The organism is Streptomyces sp. NPDC102360 (genome assembly GCF_044766085.1).
Lineage (GTDB): Bacteria > Actinomycetota > Actinomycetes > Streptomycetales > Streptomycetaceae > Streptomyces.
Map to the genome: position 1 here is coordinate 855296 of NZ_JBIWLG010000002.1, position 19315 is coordinate 874610.

The window sequence follows — 19315 nt, forward strand, 5'->3', positions numbered from 1 at the left end:
CTCCTGTTTTCTACCGAACGCTCCATTTCTGGAGGGAATACCGATCAGTGCTGCGGGGACTCGACGACGAGCTGGGCGTTGCCGCCGTCGGCCGCGATGCGGATCAGCCCGTGGAAGCCGCCCACCGGAGGCTGTTGAAGCAGCGCCGGGGAGACGGTGCAGGGGCGGGAGACGTCCCTGCCTCGGGTACACACCACGAGCCGCACCGGGAAGTGACCCGCCGGGAACTCCCGCGGGTCGAGAGTGACGCTGAAGACGGCGCCCGACTCGCCTGACCTGTCGGGTGCCTGCCCGTGGTTGACCGCGGGAAGTGTCTTTCCGCTGCGCTCGAACCAGACCTGCAGTTCGAGCTTGGCCAACAGCTCGTCGGGTAGCCCATTGACCGAGAACCGGCCGTGGACCACCGCAGTTCCGGCCTCGCCCGCGGCGATCCCCTCGATCCGGGCGGGGACGGACGTGACCTTGGTGAGCGGCAGCCCCCAGGAGGTCCCCGGGTAGTCGACGTACAGGTCTCCCTCCCGGCCGAAGACCGAGCCGAGGGCCGAGGTCGGTCGGTAGAAGAGGTCGAAGTCCCCGAAGTGGAGCGCGAGGTACAGGATGCGGTGACGCGTATCGTGCGTGCTCCGGGCGAACTGCTCCGCGGTGATCCCCCAGTACAGCTGCCGGCAGCGCTCGAAGAGCTGCCGGCAGTCGGACTCGGACAGCACGCGAGGGGCCCGCAGCAGGAAGCCCTGGACGCTGCGGATGAGGAACCGCTCCAGCGTCTCCTGCTGGTAGGGCGAGAGTCTCTGCCGCATGGCCGCGAGGTACTCCAGCATCACCAACTGGTCGACGTAGTTCTGCGGAAGGTCCCAGATGGTGTCCATGACGGAGGTGCCGTCGCCGCGCCTGCGGTACTCGTAGACGGGGGCGTCGACCATCGCGATGCGCTCGGACAGCAACAGGGCGGGAAGCGAGACATAGGCGTCCTCGAAGGCGGTGCCGGTGCCGAACCGGATCCCCTGCGCGCGCAGCAGGTCGAGGTCGAAGATCTTGTTCCAGCACGATGCCGAGTGGATCAGGTCGGGGACGTCGACGACGCTGCCGACCGTTTTCACGTTCTTCCCGAAGTATTTGTGCCACGGCGACTTGACCGGCTTCGGGAGGTGCTTCTCCCGTCCCACGACAACCGTGGCCCGCGTCTTGACGATGGTGTCGCGGAGCACCTGGAGGGCCCGCTCGGGGACGATGTCGTCCGCGTCCCAGAAGACGACGTAGGGCGTGGTCGCCATGTCCATGCCCATGTTGCGCGCATCGCCGGCCCGGCCCTGAGGCTGTGTCACCAGGTCGACATTGTCGTACCGCGCGGCGAACTCGCGTGCCATGGTGACCGACTGGTCACTGCTGCCGTTGTCGACGAGGATCACATGGGCGCGCGCGAAAGCCGTCTGCGCGGCCACCGATGCCAGGAACTCCGCGAAGAAGTTCTGGACGTCGCGGAACGCAACGACCACGGTCACGTCACGGTTGGCTTGGGACATGTTTCCTCCTGGCACACCGCATCACTGGTCCATCCCCCGGACGAGTCGGTCGATCGCTTCGAGCGCCCTCGCGCTGTTCCGCTGATCCCGGTACTCAAAGAACTTCTCCACCCGGCGCAGATATTCGGGCTCCCTTTCGCATCCGCGCCGCACGTAGCGGATCACTTGGTCCACCACCTCGTCGGCCGTCTCCCCCACGGGGCCGAAGCCGTCCCGACGGGCATCGAAATACCCCTTCTGGTAATGCCCGTCCCAATACTCCGCCGCGTCGAACTGCGCATACACCAAAGGAGTGCCGAGATGGGCGACGTCGAAGGCGGTGGAGGACCAGTCGGTGACGAACACGTCGCAGCGCCGCATGGCGTCCTGCACGCTGATCCTGTCCTGGTCGAGAACCCGGACACGGCCGTGGTCCGGCACCATGTCCCCGACCATGGCGCGCATTTCGTAGTGCGGCAGGAACTCCAGGGTGAAGTCGTGACGGTCCAGCGCCTCCAGGAGACGCGGGTGGTTCAGGAAGCGGGTCATGAACTCCCGGTAGGTAGAGGTGAGAAAGCGGTCGCGGGCCGCCCTTCTCGCCTCTCGCCCGCCACCGTCGCGGGCGTAGGACGCCACCGCCAGATATGCCCTCCACGTCGGCATGAAGAGAATGCGGCGGCTGCCCCGGTCGGGGACGAGCGCGTCGAAGCGGGGGAAACCGATCGCCTCCACCTGTCCCTCGTAACCGAGTTCCTCCGAGAGGAACCAGCCCTCGTGCCGGCTCACCGCGAGGATGAGGTCGACGCCCGTGCGATTACGGTGCAGACCCTTGCTGACGTCCTTGTCCGTCACCCCGTGCTGGAGGAACACCCGGCGGGCCCCCACTCTCCAGTTCAGGTGCTTGAGGAAGCGGGTCCGGTCCCAGCCGTCCGGCAGCATGTAGGTGTCGATGTCGTAGGCGTTGATCAGCGTGGTGGCGTGCAGCATCAGCAGCTTGTGCTTCCAGGAGCTGTGCGCGACGACGTGGCCCAGCCCTTTGAGCCGGGACCGGTCGGCGGCGCCCGCTCTGATGACGTAGTACGCGCCCCGCCGTTTCTCGACGGTGCGCACATGCCGGAACAGGTGCCAGCTGTTGTCCTGCGCCGTGTCGCCCCGCTCGCCGAACAGCCAGATGTCCCGGCCGAAGAAGAGCGGCTTCAGCGGCATGGTGAGCAGCCGGAGGAGACGCTGCTTCCAGAAGGGCCGGCGCCGCAGTACGTGCTTGGCATCCTTGGCGATCAGCCCTCCGAGGATCGCTCTTCGGCCAGGGCGTCGTGCCGCGCCGAGGACCATGAGGATCGCGCGGTTCTTCCCCTTCCAATGCGGCACGACACGTTTCCCCCGGTGCCGTACGACACGTGCCCCGCGCAGATAGCCGGCCGCGACCAGGCACGGAGTGACCGCCTGCCCACTGTCGGTGTCGAGAACGAATTCGAGGGCGTGCACACCCCGACGCAGGGAATCGAGGGGAAGGTCCGCGGTGAATCCTCCCCACTCCGTGTCCGGGCGGGTGTTGCGCAGGTCGCGGCGGCGGACCTGCGTGGCGGCGACGCTGAGCCGGCTCCCCCGCACCCGCAGCCCGAGGCGCGCGGGAAGCGGACGGACCAGCGGCATGCCGCCCACCTCGAACCGACCGGCGATCCGGAGCGTCGAGGTCCCCGGCACCCGTCGGACATGCTCCAGCTGGGCCGTGAAGGGCGCTGCCTGCGCCAACACCGCCAGCCTGTCCGGGAGTTCACCCGTGTAGCACGGGCGCCCCTCCCGCACCGACACCTCGTGCAGCCGTGCCGCACGGTCGGCGAACAGCCCGAAGTCGTCGGTGAGGAAGGCCAGGTAGGCCACCCGGTGCCGTGCGTCGGCCGTGGCGCGGACGATCACGTCGGGCGCGATGTTCCAGTAGGCGGCCCGGCATCGCGCGTAGATCTCCGCCAGTTCCGTCCCTTGGAAGAGGTCCGGAGCCCGGAGCGCGAAGCCCTGATAGCTGCGAACGAGGAAGAGGTCGAGCACGGCTCGCGAGGACTCCGGGAGCCGTGCGCCCAGCTGCCGCAGGTACTCCACCAGCTGAAGGTGGTCCCAGTAGTTCTGCCGACGGGTCCAGATCGCGTCCATGGTCGAGTCGCCCGCAGCACGCTTTCGGTACCGGTAGACGCAGGCGTCGACCAGGGCGAGGCGGGTGGCGAGGACGAGCGCAGACACACCTACATAGGCGTCCTCGAAGTGCACGCCTTCCGCGAAACGGATTCCGTGGGAGCGCAGGTAGGAGAGGTCGAAGAGCTTGTTGCACGCGCTCGCGCTATGCACCAGCTCGGGCACCTCGGCCACGCCGGCACACGTACGGTCCCCCTTGCCGAAGTGCTCCTTCCAGGCCCAGTTGGTCGCTTTGGGGAAGGTCTCCATCGCACCCACCACGACCTGCGCCCCGGTCGCCAGGGAAGCGTTCAGCATCCGCTCGAGTGCGGTCGGCGGCAGGACGTCGTCGGAGTCGCAGAACGTGATGCGGGCGCTGCTCGCCCGGTCCATGCCGAAGTTCCGCGCTGCGCCGGCCCCGCCGCCGTGGCGGACGAGGACCGTCACATTGGGGTGTCTGCGCGCGAAGTCCTCGCAGATCCGGTACGAGTCGTCGGTGCTGCCGTTGTCGACGAGCATCACCTCGCAGCGGTCGAACACCGTCTGCGTCTCGATGGAGTCGAGGCACTCCTGGAGGTATGCCCGCACGTTGTACACCGGCACGACGAGCGTGACGTCATAAGGGTTCATGCGTGCCGGGACTCACTCGCGAGGATCTGCTCCGGCTCGGTCCGCCCCAGGACATGGGCGTGCTCGGTGGCCTCGTAGGGGCTCGGGACCGGGAAGTAGGCGTCGAGGAAACGCGCCAGCATGTCCCGCTGCGCCGGCGGGTCGGCGGCTTCCACCGTGTCGTTGAGGCAGAAGGTATCCATGTTCCGATGGGCCAGGAGCGTGTTCAGGCGCCTTTCGGCGAGCTCGGCCGAGAGGTCGATGTAGCGGTACTGGATCTCCCCCACGGTCGCCCGGGCCGAGTGGTAGGCGAAGTAGTGGTGCAGCGAGGAGGCGATCGGGACGTCTCCGGGCGAGCGGAAGCGGGAGTGCTGGGTGGTCGCGTGCTCCTGCGGGAAGGTGTCCTCGATGTCCTGGAGCACGCTTCTGCGCAGCGCGTGCGGCGTGTGCTTCATCTTCTGCGAGATGGCGACACCGAACTTCTGCGCGATGAGCCAGCGACTGTTCTTCCCCGCGGCGTCCACGGGGAGGTCGGCCGGGGACACACCGCCGCCCGGTATCAGGGCGGGCGAGGAGAAGAACTTGCTGATGCCGTTCGGGTGGAAGAACTGTCCAGGTGTCACCGCCCGCCCGAAGAACACGTCGTCGTTGAGGTAGAGAAAGCACTCGGACAAGCCGGGCACGTGGTGCAACTGGCTCTCGATGGCGTGCGAGTTGAACGTGGGCAGGGCCGCCGGGTCCGAGAAGACCTCCCGGTGGTCCACCACTCTCAGGTTCGGGTGCTGCACGTTGAGCCAGGCCGGGACCTGTCCCGCGGTGACGAGGTGGACATTCCGCACCCAGGGCGCGTTCTGGTGCAGCGAGCGCAACGAGTAGCGCAGTTCGTCGCGGCTGGTGAACCGCGAGTCGTTGGCCGCCTGCTCGTGCAGCGCGGAACGGCCGAGGCCACCTCGGGCACGATCCCGCGAGGCCCGCCAGACGGGGTCCGAGTCGTCGACCCAGGTGTAGACGACGTCGATGGGGAACTGATGGTCCTCGGGAAGCGGGACCGCGAACTCGGCCAGGGTCCGCGCGTCACCCGTGTGGTACGCGGGGGGTATGGCGCTGAAGAGGCTCTGCGGCGCGGATTTGCGCACCGCGTCGGCCGGGACCGAGTCGATGACCCGATTGGGACGCGGCGCCCGCAGCTCCCCGTCCCGCCCCGCCCACACTTCGAGGTCGCAGCCCGTCGCCGCGCCGAACACCAGCTGTTCCGTGGGGTCGCAGACGTACCAGGCCAGGCGCAGCACCTTGTGCTTACGCAGCTGGCGCCAGGACCGCTCGTCGTCGCCCGGTTCCATGCCGGCCTCGCCGCCGCCGGCGGGACCGACGTACCCGGGAGCCTGTTCGAAGGCGAGCTGCAGCAACGACTCGACGCGGCGGCGGTCGGCGGCGGGGATGGCCACCGCGGGCAGGCCGCTGGTCGTACCTCGTACGCAGAAGTAGTCGACGCCGGCCGCCTCAAGGACGGAGACGGCGATGCTCAGGTTCCGGGCCCGCGCCGCCCAGTCCGTCGCGCCTTCGACCATCAACGCGTGCATGTGACGACGGCCCACCCGAACGACCCGGCGCCCGTGGGCGGCACTGTGCCGCGGCGCCTTGCGTTTGCCGCCCATCGCCCAGACCACCGTTGCGGATCGCATGGAACCGGCGGCGGTGAGCGAGGACTTCACGGCCTTGCGGACAGGGACGGGCACCCCGCGGACTATGCGTTGTCGTGCACCGACCGGGACCGTCGACCGGTACGCGGAAACCAGCGCGCCGGATTCAGGGTTGTTCGAGCCCCCCACGAACCATCCACCCCCGAGCGGCCCTCGCGCCCCGAGGAGCGCACACCGCATCGTGTGCCCCCTGAACCGCGTGAATCCGCTTCTACTCGTGCAAAGGCCCATTGCCCGCACATCACGGCGATCACCCGCACAACGGGGATCCACAGAACTTTCACATAAGCGTTTCGTTGAAGTCCATACCTGCACACCTGGCGATCACTTGCGGCCGGGTGACAATCGCCACCTGACACGCGTACAACCTTTTCCAACTCTGGATTTCCAGGCGAAGTTGAGGTAAAGGAGGGCCTGCGGACCCAGGTCAGCTGTTCGGCAGGCGGTCCCAGTCGGACAGCACGAGTCCGGGGCCGGCGCCCTGTCGGCTCACCAGGACCTCACCGTTCGCGGCGACCGCCGCCATGACCACCCTGCCGCGCCCGTCCAACGCGAGCACCGGCGCTCCGGCACAGGACACCCCCGTGTCGGTCCACCACAGACCGGCGGACTCGCCGCCGGTGCCACAAATTCCGTACACCGCCGTGCCCGTACGCCCTCGATGGGCCACGACGGTGCAGTCGTAGCCGTCGGCACCAGCACGCAGCACGGCGTGCGCCCCCTCCCCGGGAGCCCCGCCGAGCGGGAACGCCCATTCACCGGGGCGCTGCGCGTACATGCCCGTGCCCGTCTGCTCGGACCAGTACGCGGTGAAGATCCCCGGGGTCGTCTCGAGGAGCGCGGCCGACCCCGGCACGGGGGCGGGCCCGAGATCCTGCGCGCGGCGCAGGTCCGCCCCCGGCTCGGGTTGCACCCAGTGCATGACCGACCGACGCCCGGGCGCCAGAAGCTGGACGAGTCCGGCGGAGTTCGCCGCCGCGGCCATCCCGCCGGCAACCTCCCCACCACGCAGGTCCTTCCACGCCTCCCAGGCTCCACTCCTGGCCTCCCGGCGCAGCAGCACTCCGCCCCGCCCCCCGGACACGAAGACGTGGACCGCGCCCTGCCCGTCGACGGCGACGGTCGGCACACCCAGCGTCGCCGCGCTCTTCGGGTCGCGGTACGGATTGCCCAGGGATCGCCAGTCCCCCAGCGTGCGGCCGGTCTGGTACTGCACGGCGTAGAGCAGGTCGACCTTGGGGTCGCCTGCGCCCTGGGGCCTTTCCCTGCGCCCGACGAAGTGCACGTAGCGGTTGGCGCCCTGCCCGATGGCGAGCGCGGTGAGGCCCTCGACACTGAAGAAGTCCGTCGGGCTCCATCGCCCGCTGCCGACGGAGGTCTCCGTCCAGCGGTGCACCCCGCCGTCGACCAAGGCGAACACACTGAGGCGGTCGTCGTTCCCGCGGACCAGCCACGAGCCGGTGGCCACGGCTTTCGCGGGCCCTCGCAGGGTACGTTCCGCCGCCTCCACACCAGCCGGGGACCGCCGGTCCACCGCCTGCACACCTCTGCCGCGCATGCCCGTCGCCCCTCCCACGCCAGCCCCGGTGTCCACAGATGACTCCAGAATTCGCCACATCATATGCACACTGGAACAAGGCGTCGGTTGCTCCATCCACCAGGCGCCGACGGGCGGCACGGCGCTTCATGGAACCCAAGTGGCACGGCGTTCCGGGCACTTCAGTCATACGCGCTTTCGAAGACATGTCTATAGTTCGGTGCTACCAAGCGTCAGTTCGAGCAGCACCGACCCGGCCCCTCACGGGAGCGGCCTGCTGCTCCTGCCCCCTCTGGGCACGAGTTGCAAGGACCTCGCCGTGAGCCATGACCTGGGCACACCTGTACCGACATCCCACAGAGCCGAGTCCAGTACGCGGCGCAGCCGCAAGGCCCCGAAGAAGAAGCGCCGCAAGGGGCGGATCGTCCTGCTCGTGCTGTTGGTTCTCGTACTGGGACTCGGCGGCACCGCCTACTGGCTCTACGACAACCTCAACGGCAACATCGACGGCGTCGACCTCGACAAGGCGATCGGCGGCGACCGGCCCGAGAAGCTGCCGACGTCGGGGCAGAACATTCTGGTGCTCGGGTCCGACTCGCGGTCCGGGGCCAACGCCAAGCTCGGGACCGGCAAGGTCGCCGGGGCCCGGTCGGACACCGCGATGGTGCTGCACATCCCCGAGGGCCGGTCCCGTGCGACCGCCGTGAGCATCCCGCGCGACACCCTCGTGACCAGGCCCGGGTGCACCAAGGCGGACGGGACGAAGACGCCGTCGGCGGACCGCGTGATGTTCAACTCCGTGTACTCGCTGGCCGGTCCGGCCTGTGTCGTGAAGACCGTCGAGGCGATGTCGGGGGTGCGCATGGACCACTTCGTGGAGATCGACTTCGCCGGGTTCAAGGGCCTTGTCGACGCCATCGGCGGGGTGAATGTCACCGTCGACAAGGCGATTCACGACAAGTCCAGTGGGCTCGACCTCGCCGCGGGCACGCACAAGCTGGACGGCACCCAGTCGTTGGCCTTCGTACGAACCCGGCACGGCGTCGGCGACGGCTCCGACCTCGGACGCATCGGGCTCCAGCAGCAGTTCATGATCGCCCTGTTGGGCGAGATCAAGCAGCAGGACCTGCTGGGCAGTCCCACCAAGACGTACAAGATCGCGAACAGTCTCACCGAGTCGCTCACGACCGACGACGGGCTCGCCTCGCTCACCAAGCTCGCCACGTTCGGGCGCAGCATGCAGGGCGTCGATCCGGCGAGCATGGAGACGATCATGCTTCCGGTCGCGTACGACAAGGCGGACCCCAACCGGGTCGTGGCCGCGCAACCGCAGGCCGACACCCTGTGGAAGGCCATCCGCGGCGACCGCGAGATCCCCGAGTCTGCGAAGAAGTCCCCGGCCGCGGGGGGCTGAACGGTGGCTGGTCAGGGCCTCCCGTCGTCTGGAGTGTGCCGGGGCGCGTGGGCGTGTTCGTAGACCACGGAACCGTCCATGCGGGCCACCTCGCGGTACTCGGCCAGGACGCGTCGCATCGACCCCACCCGCCCCGGCCCGTACGGCGCTCCCCGTGAGTCGTCCACGACGACCTCCGGTGGTCGCCGACGTACCTCCGAGCGGAACGTGGCCCAGCTCCCCGGCACCGCGAACCGCTCCCCCACCCCGCCCCCGTCCCGGCCCCCGCTGAAGTTCGTGAGGAGGCCCGCCGTCAGGAAGCGGCTGGCCGGTTCGCGGTTTGCGAGCCAGTACGTTTCCGGGTGCATACCCCAGATCAGGACCCGGTCGTCCGGGGCCGTGCGCTCGCGCAGCGCCGTCGCCAGCCGCTCCGTGTGGGCGAGTTCCGTGCGTGGGGCGAGCAGGCCCCATGCGAGGAACAGGGCCGCGCAGCACGACGAGGCGAGCAAGGCGCGTCGCAGGTGTTCGCGGGGGAGGATGTGGAGCGCCAACGTTCCCAACAGGGCTACAGGTGGCACCAGTTGGAGGTAGTAGTGGCCGAAGAAGTGGAAGCCGAAGACGACCGCGGCCGCCGAGGATGCCAGCCATAGCCAGAGGTCCGCGCAACCCGTCCGCGCGATTCTCAGCACCCGTACGATCGGCGGCACCACACCCGCACACGCCACGGACAGGATCGCCGCGTTCGTCAATCCCCGGAGGAGGACGTGGAGTTCGGAGCCGGTGATCGAGGCGTACGCGCCCGAGCCCGTCACCGTCCAGAAGGCGAAGCCGGCGGGGTTCGTGAGCAGAGCGGCGACCAACACCGGGGCGGCCGACCCAACTGCCAGGCAGACAGAGCCACTTCGTGGCCAACCAGCCCTCCAGAGCAGCCACACCGCCGGTACCAGCACCGCTCCCCCGGTCTGCTTCGTCAGGAACGCCCCGGCGATCGCCACACCGCACAAGCCCCAGCTGCGCCGGTCCGCGCACCACAGCGCCGCTGCGGTCCACGGCAGCATGAAGACCTCGAAGGTCGCGGCCTGCGTGTCCTCCGGGTTCAGGCCGATGGAGAGGACGAGGTAGAGGGCGCCGGCGGTGCGGCCCGGCGTGTCGCCCCAGCGGCGGCGGGCCAGGGACGCCAGGAACACCGCCGTCACCAGGTGTGCCAGCACCGCGCACACCCGCACCGGCGTGAGCGAGTCCGAGCCGAAGAGCGCGAACACCACCTCGTACAGCCAGGGAACCAGCGGCGGTTTGCGGTCGACAACGGTTTCGTACAGCGAGCCGCCGTGCGCCAACATCCGCGCCTGGACGGCGAGATAGCCCTCGTCCGGGTTCCAGAGCGGGCGGGTGAAGGACGGGATGCGAGTGGCGCAGGCCAGGGCGGCGAGGGCGAGGAGCAGGCGGGGCCAGTAGCGGCGGGGGCGGCGGCTGCGGGTGCGTCTGTCTCGCGAGGAGCCGGTACGGCCTTCGGATGCGTACGGTCGTGAGAGAAGCGCCTCGCTGAGCATGTGCGCCAAGCTATCCGCCCCCGTATGTCCCACTTAGTAAGGACATACGGGGGCGGGGGCGGTAGTCGTGATGGGGCCGCTAGGCGCGGCTGTGGCGGCGGCCGTACGCGAAGTAGATCACCACGCCGACCACCATCCACACCGCGAACCGCAGCCACGTCTCCACGGACAGGTTGAGCATCAGCCACACCGAGCACGCCACGGAGGCGATGGGCAGGACCGGCACCCACGGGGCCTTGAAGCCGCGCGGCAGGTCGGGGCGGGTGCGGCGCAGGATGAGGACGCCGAGGGCCACGACGACGAAGGCGAACAGCGTGCCGATGTTGACCAGCTTGGAGAGCTCTTCGAGGGAGATGAAGCCGGCGACGAGGGCCGTCAGGAAGCCGAGGATGATGGTCGAGCGGTACGGGGTGTGGAACTTCGGGTGGACCGCGCTGAACACCGGGGGCAGCAGTCCGTCGCGGCTCATCGCGAAGAAGACGCGGCTCTGGCCGAGGAGCAGGATCATGCAGACGGTCGTCAGGCCGATGACCGCGCCGAACGAGATCAGGCCCGCCCAGAACGGGTGGCCGACCGACTTGAACGCCTCCGCGAGCGGGGCGCCCGGGTCGAGGTTCTTGTAGTTCTGCATGCCGGTGACGACCGCGGCCACGCCCACGTACAGGACGGTGCAGATGGCGAGGGAGCCGAGGATGCCGCGCGGGACGTCCTTCTGCGGGTTGCGGGTCTCCTCGGCGGCCGTCGCCACGACGTCGAAGCCGATGAACGCGAAGAAGACGACGGCCGCGGCGGTGAAGATGCCCATCACGCCGAAGCTCTGCGGGGTGAATCCGGCGATGCCTTCGAGGAGGGTGGCGCTCAGCCCCGAACTGCTCTTGTTGTCCTGGGCCGGCGGGATGTACGGGCTGTAGTTGCTGGAGTTGATGAAGAAGGCGCCCACCGCGATGACGATCAGGACGACCGTCACCTTGATGGCCACGACCACCGAAGTCACCCAGGCCGAGAGCTTCATGCCGATCACGACGACCGTCATCACGGCGAGGACCAGCAGGAAGGCGGCGATGTTGAAGCTGAAGCCGTCCTGGCCCGAGCCCGGGCCCTGGAGCGCCCCCGGCAGCGGGATGCCCCAGCTGTCGAGGAGGGACTGTACGTAGCCGGACCAGCCGACCGCGACCGTCGCGCAGCCGAGGGCGAGTTCGAGGATCAGGTCCCAGCCGATGATCCAGGCCGGGAACTCGCCGAGCGAGGCGAAGGCGAAGGTGTAGGCGGATCCGGCGACCGGGACGGTCGAGGCGAACTCCGCGTAGCAGAGCGCGGCGAGGGCGCAGACCACGGCGGCGACGACGAAGGCGATGGTCACGGCCGGGCCCGCGTAGTCGGTGGCGGCCGTGCCGGTGATGACGAAAATGCCGGAGCCGATGACGACGCCGACGCCGAAGACGGTGAGGTCGAGGGCGGAGAGGGTCTTCTTGAGCTGGTGCTCGGGTTCCTCGGTGTCCTGGATGGACTGCTCGATGGACTTGGTGCGGAACAGGCCGTTACGGGCCGTTCGTTCCGCGCCGCCTGACTGGGTGCTCACCGCGTACCTCCGTTGGCTTCGTCGTCCTCGACATGATCGAGACGAGTTGCCTTCGGCGCGCGGGTGAGTCCTGCGGATTCATACGAATGGGGCCCGTCCGGCCCCCATTTGGAGCCCCTGCGGCGATTGAGCAGCGGGCCATTCAAGCCCCTGCGGCGATTGAGCAGCGGGGTCCGGGGCGGAGCCCCGCGGCCTCAGCCCCGGCCCGCCGGATCAAAAGATGTCCTCAATCGCCGGACGGGCTTGGTTTGCCCGCCCGACGGGCTTAATTGGCTCAGTCGCGGGCGACCTCGACCTCGCGTTCGGCGGAGCCGTCCAGCTTGGAGACGAGGCCCGTGACCTGGCGGGCGATGTCCGGGGCCGTGAGGCCGATCTCGGCCATGATCTCCTTGCGGGAGGCGTGCTCCAGGAAGCGCGGCGGGATGCCGAAGTCCCGCAGCGGAACGTCGACGCCCGCGTCACGCAGCGCCTGCGCGATCGACGAACCGACGCCGCCCACCCGGGAGTTGTCCTCGACCGTGACGACCACGCGGTGGCGCTCGGCCAGCGGCGCCATCGCCTCGTCGACCGGCTTGACCCAGCGGGGGTCGACGACGGTCGTCGTGATGCCCTGCTTGTCGAGGAGGTCGGCGATCTCCAGGCACATCGGGGCGAGGGCGCCGACCGAGACCAGGAGGACGTCCGGACGGTCCGAACCCGGCTCGCGCAGCACGTCCATGCCGCCGACCTTGCCGACCGCCTCGACGGCCGGGCCGACCGCGCCCTTGGAGTAGCGGACGACGGTGGGGGCGTCGTCGACCTGGACCGCCTCGCGCAGCTGGGCGCGGACCTGGTCGGCGTCGCGCGGGGCGGCGATCCGGACGCCGGGGACGACCTGCAACAAAGACATGTCCCACATGCCGTTGTGCGAGGCGCCGTCCGTGCCGGTGATGCCCGCCCGGTCCAGGACGAAGGTGACCCCGCACTTGTGCAGGGCGACGTCCATCAGGAGCTGGTCGAAGGCGCGGTTGAGGAACGTCGCGTAGACGGCGAAGACCGGGTGCAGGCCGCCCGTCGCGAGGCCCGCCGCGCTGGTCGCCGCGTGCTGCTCGGCGATGCCGACGTCGTAGACCCGCTCGGGGAATTCCTCGGCGAACTTTTTCAGGCCGACCGGCTGGAGCATCGCGGCGGTGATCGCCACGATGTCCTCGCGCTCGCGGCCGAGCTTGACCATCTCGTCGCCGAACACGGAGGTCCAGTCGGCGCCGGAGGCCTTGATCGGGAGGCCGGTGTCGGGGTGGATGGGGCCGATGCCGTGGAAGCGGTCGGCCTCGTCCTGGAGGGCGGGCTTGTAGCCGCGGCCCTTCTCGGTGAGGCAGTGCACGATGACCGGGCCGCCGAAGCGCTTGGCGCGGGTGAGCGCGGACTCCAAGGCCTCCATGTCGTGGCCGTCGATGGGGCCGACGTACTTGAGGCCGAGGTCCTCGAACATGCCCTGCGGGGCGATGAAGTCCTTGAGGCCCTTCTTCGCGCCGTGCAGCGTCTCGTAGAGGGGCTTGCCGACGACCGGGGTGCGCTCCAGGAGGTCCTTGCCGCGGGCCAGGAAGCGCTCGTAGCCGTCCGTGGTCCGCAGGGTCGCCAGGTGGTTGGCGAGGCCGCCGATGGTCGGCGCGTAGGAGCGCTCGTTGTCGTTGACCACGATGACGAGGGGGCGGTCCTTGGCGGCGGCGATGTTGTTCAGCGCCTCCCAGGCCATGCCGCCGGTGAGGGCGCCGTCGCCGATCACCGCGACGACGTGGTCGCCGCGGTCCTGGATCTCGTTCGCCTTCGCCAGGCCGTCGGCCCAGCCGAGGACGGTGGAGGCGTGGCTGTTCTCGATCACGTCGTGCTCGGACTCGGCCTGCGAGGGGTAGCCGGAGAGGCCGCCCTTCATCTTCAGCTTGGAGAAGTCCTTGCGGCCGGTGAGCAGCTTGTGCACGTACGACTGGTGGCCGGTGTCCCACAGGACCTTGTCCTGGGGGGACTCGAAGACGCGGTGCAGGGCGATCGTCAGCTCGACGACGCCGAGGTTCGGGCCGAGGTGGCCGCCGGTCTTGGAGACCGCGTCGACGAGAAAGGTCCGGATCTCGCCTGCCAGCTGGTCCAGCTGCTCCAGGCTGAGCCGGTCCAGATCGCGCGGTCCCGTGATGCGGGTCAGCAGCGGCACCCGTGCCTCCTTGCGTTGAGCTGTGAGTAGCTGGTTGAGCGGTGAGTAGCTGGTTGAGCTGTCGAGCTTGCCGGGCCTGTCGATTCTAATGTTCCCCTGCGCGCCACGGCGTGCGGGCTGTGCGTTCCTCGTCACGCCCTCGTCACGAAACGGAACCAGGCGCCCGGCGCGTACGCAGGACGTACGCGTGACTGTGCCCGGCGTCACCATTGGCGCCGGGCACAGTCGGTCGAGGCCAGAGGGGCCGAGGCAGCGGTCAGGCGCGGCCGGCCGTCTTCTGGGTCTTACGGGTGACCGAGTCGATGACGACCGTGGCGAGGAGCACGCCGCCGGTGATCATGTACTGGATCGGGGTGGCGATGCCCTCGAGCGCGAGGCCGTACTGGATCGACGTGATCACCAGCACACCGAGCAGCGCGTTCCAGGTGCGGCCCCGGCCACCGAAGAGGCTGGTGCCGCCGATGACGGCCGCGGCGATGACGTTCATCAGGAGGTCACCGGCGCCGGCGCTCTGGTTGGCCGCCGCGATCTTGGAGGCCCAGAAGAGGCCGCCGACCGCCGCGAACAGACCCGCGAGGGAGAAGACCGAGATCCGGATCGCCGTGACGTTGATACCGGCACGCCGGGAGGCCTCGACGCTGCCGCCGAGCGCGTTGACCTTACGGCCGTACGAAGTACGGCGGAGGAGGAAGTCCGTACCGACGAGCACGATGCCGAACAGCAGCACCGCGAGCGGCAGGCCCTTGTACTGGTTGAAGATGACCGCCACCCCGAAGAGCGCGATCGCGAGCAGCACCGTGCGCAGCACGATGTCGCTGAGCGGCCGGGACGGGATGCCCGCGGCCTCGCGGCGCCGGTTGCCGAGGAAGGTCGGCACGAAGTAGGCGAGGACCGCGATGACGGCGAGGCCGTAGGCGGCGGCGACGTTCGAGAAGTAGTACGTGGTGAGCTTGCCGACCACGCCGTCGCTGTCGATGTTGATGGTGCCGTTGGAGCCCAGGATCTGGAGCATGAAGCCGTTCCAGAACAGCAGGCCCGCCAGCGTGACGGCGAACGCGGGGGCGCCGAGCCGGGCGAAGAAGAAGCCGTGCAGGGCGCCGATGAGCGCGCCCGCGGCCAGTGAGACCAGGACGGCGAGCCACTCGTTCATACCGTGCGTGACGCTCAGCACCGCGGTGATCGCCGAGGAGACACCGGACACGGAGCCGACCGACAGGTCGATCTCGCCGAGCATCAGCACGAAGACGATGCCGACGGACATCATGCCGGTGGCGACCATCGCGACGAAGATGTTGTTGACGTTCTCCGCGCCCAGGAACGCCGAGTTCAGGCTCTGGAAGATCGCGCAGATGACGATCAGGCCGATGACGACCGGGATGGCGCCGAGGTCACCGCCCTTGATCTTGCGCTTGAACTCGCCGATGTAGCCCGCGAAGCCCTGCTCGCGCACGAGGAGGCGGGGGTCGACGGCGGCCACGGCGGCGCCGGCGGCCACGCCCGGTTCGTCCACGGGCGCCTTGGTCTTGTCGATGCTCACTTCTGAGCCTCCCCGTTCGCGCGCGCCGCACGTCGGGTCACGGCGTTGTCCGTGGCGCCGGTGATGGCGGAGATGATCTCTTCCTGGGACGTGCTCTTGACGTCGAACACGCCGTTGTTGCGGCCGAGTCGGAGCACGCCGACCTTGTCGGCGACGGCCTTCACATCGGCCATGTTGTGGCTGATGAGGATGACCGCGTGGCCGCGCTCGCGCAGCCGCTCGACGAGGTCGAGGACCTGCGCGGTCTGCTCGACGCCGAGGGCGGCGGTCGGCTCGTCGAGGATCACCAGCTTGGGCTCGCCGAGCATGGAGCGGGCGATCGCCACGACCTGGCGCTGGCCGCCGGAGAGCGAGGCGACCGGGATCCGCACGCTGGGTATCCGGATCGACAGGGTCTCGAGCAGCTCCTGGGAGCGGCGCTCCATCTCGACCTCGTCGAGGATGCCGCGCTTCTTGATCTCGCGCCCCAGGAACAGGTTGCCGACGACATCGATGTTGTCGCACAGCGAGAGGTCCTGATAGACGGTCGCGATGCCCAGGTCCTGGGCATCGTGCGGCCGGTTGACGGCGACGGCCTTGCCGTTCCACTCGATGACACCGTCATCGATGGGGTGCACGCCGGCGATCGTCTTGACCAGGGTGGACTTTCCGGCACCGTTGTCGCCGACCAGGGCGACCACCTCACCGGCGTGGACTTCAAGCTCTACGTCGGTGAGCGCCTGCACGGCACCGAATCGCTTGGAGACCCCGCGCAACGCCAGCACGGGCGTAGCGGACACGTGAACCATCTCCTTCACCGCCAAAGGCATGGCCCGGCGGGAGGTTGCACTCAGAAGAATGAGGGGGGTGTTGGTGTTCCGTCCGACGCCCCGCCGTTGAGCTTGCGGGGCTGTTGGCGGCGGGGCGCCGGACGTGCATCAGGGGCCCGTCAGGGCCGCGGCGGGAGCTGCTTCGAGCTCCCGGAACTACTGGAACTACCGGAACTACCGGGTTACTTCAGGCCGATCTTGTCGCAGGCCTTCTTGTACTTGGCCGTGCAGATGTCGTTGACCGTGTAGTAACCCTCCTTGATGACCGTGTCCTGGATGTTGTCCTGGGTCAGCGACACGATCGGGACGATCACGGAGGGGATGCCCTGCTCGGTGCCGCTGTCGACCTTGGTGGTCTTCAGGGAGCTGTCGAGCTTGCCGTCCTTGGCGATCGAGACGGCCATCTTGGCGACGGTCTCGGCCTCCTGCGGGTAGGACTTGAAGACCGACATGTACTGGTCGCCCGTCACGATCCGCTGCACGCCCGCGAGTTCGGCGTCCTGGCCGGTGACCGGGGGAAGCTTCGAGACGCCCGCGCCCTTGAGCGCGGTGATGATGCCGCCCGCGAGGCCGTCGTTGGCGGAGTAGACGCCGACGATCTTGTCCTTGCCGATGGCGGAGATGGCGCCTTCCATGTTGGTGTTGGCGTTCTCCGGCTTCCACTCCTTGGTGTCGTACTCCTTGGCGACCTTCACCTTGCCGTCGAGGACGGAGTGGGCGCCCTTCTTGAAGTCGCCGGCGTTCGGGTCCGTGGCGGCCCCGTTCATCATCACGATCTCGTTGCTCGGCTTGGCCTTGTCGCCCAGGGCCTTCAGCAGCGCCTTGCCCTGCTCCTTGCCGACCTCCTCGTTGTCGAACGAGGTGTAGGCGGAGATCGGGCCCTCGGCCAGGCGGTCGTAGGCGACGACGGGGATGTCCGCGTCCTTGGCCTTCTTCACGCCGTTGGCGACGGCCTTGGAGTCGACCGAGTCGAGGATCAGCACGTCCACCTTGTTGGTGATCATCGTGTCGATCTGCTGCGACTGGACGGACGCGTCCTGCTTGGCGTTGAGGTACTGGACCTTGCCCTTGCCATTCGTCAGCTTCTTGACCTGCTGCTCGATGATGGGCTTGTCGAACTTCTCGTAACGCGCGGTCTGGTTCTCCGGAAGGAGCAGACCTATCTTCAGCGCGTCGGTCTTCTTGCCTTCGGACTTGGTGGCTTCGTCGCCGGACTCCTTGGCGCTGCCACAGGCAGCGAGGGACACGGCCATGGCGGTGGCACAGAACGCAACGGCGGCACGACGCATACGCGTGTTCACTTCAGAAACCTCCCTGACGAGGCCGCGTCGTTGCGGCCGAGGTGGCTGGAAGTCAACTCGGCCGCAACCACGGCGTCAAGGAGTAAATCCTTAACGGGTTGGCAACGGTGTCATGCGTTCTCTAAGTGAAGGCAGGTGTGGATGCGGGCACAGCGCCTGCACCGGACCCGTCCAAAAGCATCGAATCGCCCATTTCGCTGAGTGCGAGGGCGAGCGCCCCGAGCACCTCCGCGCGGCCGCCCAAGGCCCCTGGGAGGACCGAGAGTTGGCGTCCGGCGCTGGGGATCGCGTAGCGCCCCACGGACTCCCTGATGGGCCCCAGGACCAGCTCCCCGGCCTCCGCCAGATCGCCGCCGAGGACGACCCGGCTGGGGTTCAGCAGATTGCACAGGTTCGCGACCCCGGAGCCGATGTGCCGGCCCACGTCCGCGACGACGCGGCGGCAGCCCGGGTCCCCGTCGCGCGCGAGCCGCACGACCTTCTCCATCGTGAGATCGGTGCCGTGGCTGGACTGGAGCAGCGGCAGCACGTAGCGGGCGGCGGTGAAGGTCTCCAGGCAGCCGCGGTTGCCGCAGCGGCACACGGGCCCCGACTCGTCGAGCGTGATGTGCCCGATCTCCCCCGCCGTGCCGCCGGGCCCGCGGTAGATCTTCCCGCTGATCACGAGGCCCGCGCCGACACCGCTGGCCACCTTGATGTACGCGAGGTCCTTCACGCCCCGGCCGCTGCCCCACACCAGCTCGCCGAGCGCGCCGAGGTTGGCGTCGTTGTCGACGTGCACGGGGACGCCCAGGCGCCGGGCCAGCTCCTCGGCGGGCTTGGTGCCGGACCAGCCCGGCAGGATCGAGGTGGAGCCCAGCGTGCCGCTCTCCACGTCGATGGGGCCCGGCACGCCGAGCCCGACACCGGCGACCTTCGCGCGGTCCACGCCGGTGGCCACGATGAGGCGCTCGACCAGCTCTTCGGCCCGGTCGAAGCCCTGCGCGGCGGAGGCGTCCACGTCGAGCGGCTCGGACTCCTCGGCGAGCACCTGGTGGGCGAGGTTGCCGACCGCCACGCGCAGGTGGGTGTGGCCGAAGTCGACGCCGATCACGATGCCGGCGTCGCCGCTGAGGGAGACGCTGCGGGCCCTGCGGCCGCCGGCCGATGTGGGCGTGACCTCGACGGTTCCGCCGTCCTTGAGCTCCCGGACGATGTTGGAGACCGTCGCGGCGGACAGGCCCGTCGTCCTCGCGATCTCGGCCTGCGTGAGCGAACCGGCAAGCCGTACGGCGCGTACGACCCGCTCCAGATTGGCCCGGTGCAGCGAGGACTGCGACCCCGGAGTCTCCATTGACCCACCCTTATCCCTTGATCCGCGTCACCCAGTGTGACCGGACCTTGTACAAGTTATGAACTCCAAGCTCCGCTGAAGGTGTCTCCGGCGTCAAGCCCTTGACACCAATCCGTT

12 protein-coding genes are annotated in these 19315 nt (G+C 68.8%); 1 reads left to right on the plus strand and 11 read right to left on the minus strand.

The annotated features are described in order from the left end of the window. Positions 1–44 precede the first annotated feature (44 nt). The 4 genes from ACIRHA_RS13285 to ACIRHA_RS13300 all read right to left on the minus strand — a co-directional run bounded on the left by ACIRHA_RS13285 (position 45) and on the right by ACIRHA_RS13300 (position 7532). A complete protein-coding gene (locus ACIRHA_RS13285; RefSeq protein WP_403843956.1) occupies positions 45–1520 on the minus strand; it encodes a glycosyltransferase family 2 protein in 1476 nt (491 codons plus the stop codon). 21 nt (positions 1521–1541) lie between these two features. Beyond that, on the minus strand, positions 1542–4295 hold the full coding sequence (locus ACIRHA_RS13290; RefSeq protein WP_403843958.1) for a CDP-glycerol glycerophosphotransferase family protein: 2754 nt from the start codon (positions 4293–4295) through the stop codon (positions 1542–1544). Continuing rightward, positions 4292–6010 carry a stealth family protein gene (locus ACIRHA_RS13295; protein WP_403843960.1) on the minus strand — a complete coding sequence of 573 codons (1719 nt, stop codon included), beginning with the start codon at positions 6008–6010 and terminating at the stop codon, positions 4292–4294. The genes ACIRHA_RS13290 and ACIRHA_RS13295 overlap by 4 nt, the downstream gene beginning before the upstream one ends. 391 nt (positions 6011–6401) lie before the next feature. Then, the gene (locus tag ACIRHA_RS13300; protein ID WP_403843962.1) at positions 6402–7532 is read right to left on the minus strand and encodes a hypothetical protein; all 1131 of its coding nucleotides are present in this window, start codon (positions 7530–7532) and stop codon (positions 6402–6404) included. A 298-nt stretch (positions 7533–7830) separates the two neighbouring features. Here ACIRHA_RS13300 and ACIRHA_RS13305 point away from each other — a divergent pair, with 298 nt between their 5' ends. Further along, positions 7831–8925 carry an LCP family protein gene (locus ACIRHA_RS13305; protein ID WP_403843965.1) on the plus strand — a complete coding sequence of 365 codons (1095 nt, stop codon included), beginning with the start codon at positions 7831–7833 and terminating at the stop codon, positions 8923–8925. Between the two features lie 11 nt (positions 8926–8936). Here ACIRHA_RS13305 and ACIRHA_RS13310 read toward each other — a convergent pair whose 3' ends face one another. The 7 genes from ACIRHA_RS13310 to ACIRHA_RS13340 all read right to left on the minus strand — a co-directional run bounded on the left by ACIRHA_RS13310 (position 8937) and on the right by ACIRHA_RS13340 (position 19198). Beyond that, a complete protein-coding gene (locus tag ACIRHA_RS13310; RefSeq protein ID WP_403843967.1) occupies positions 8937–10454 on the minus strand; it encodes an ArnT family glycosyltransferase in 1518 nt (505 codons plus the stop codon). Between the two features lie 79 nt (positions 10455–10533). Further along, positions 10534–12033 (minus strand): amino acid permease, encoded by a 1500-nt coding sequence (locus ACIRHA_RS13315; RefSeq protein ID WP_403843970.1) that lies wholly within the window; start codon positions 12031–12033, stop codon positions 10534–10536. 274 nt (positions 12034–12307) lie between these two features. Then, positions 12308–14218, minus strand: a complete 1911-nt coding sequence (gene dxs / locus ACIRHA_RS13320; RefSeq protein WP_403843973.1) for a 1-deoxy-D-xylulose-5-phosphate synthase — start codon at positions 14216–14218, stop codon at positions 12308–12310. A 256-nt stretch (positions 14219–14474) separates the two neighbouring features. Further along, positions 14475–15755, minus strand: a complete 1281-nt coding sequence (locus ACIRHA_RS13325; protein ID WP_403843976.1) for a sugar ABC transporter permease — start codon at positions 15753–15755, stop codon at positions 14475–14477. Next, positions 15752–16543: an ATP-binding cassette domain-containing protein gene (locus ACIRHA_RS13330; RefSeq protein WP_403843978.1), complete on the minus strand. Its 792-nt coding sequence runs from the start codon at positions 16541–16543 to the stop codon at positions 15752–15754. Before ACIRHA_RS13330 ends, ACIRHA_RS13325 begins: the two co-directional genes overlap by 4 nt. A 203-nt stretch (positions 16544–16746) precedes the next feature. After that, positions 16747–17853: a sugar ABC transporter substrate-binding protein gene (locus ACIRHA_RS13335; RefSeq protein ID WP_403844487.1), complete on the minus strand. Its 1107-nt coding sequence runs from the start codon at positions 17851–17853 to the stop codon at positions 16747–16749. Positions 17854–17986: 133 nt separating this feature from the next. After that, the gene (locus ACIRHA_RS13340; RefSeq protein ID WP_403843981.1) at positions 17987–19198 is read right to left on the minus strand and encodes an ROK family transcriptional regulator; all 1212 of its coding nucleotides are present in this window, start codon (positions 19196–19198) and stop codon (positions 17987–17989) included. Positions 19199–19315: the final 117 nt, after the last annotated feature.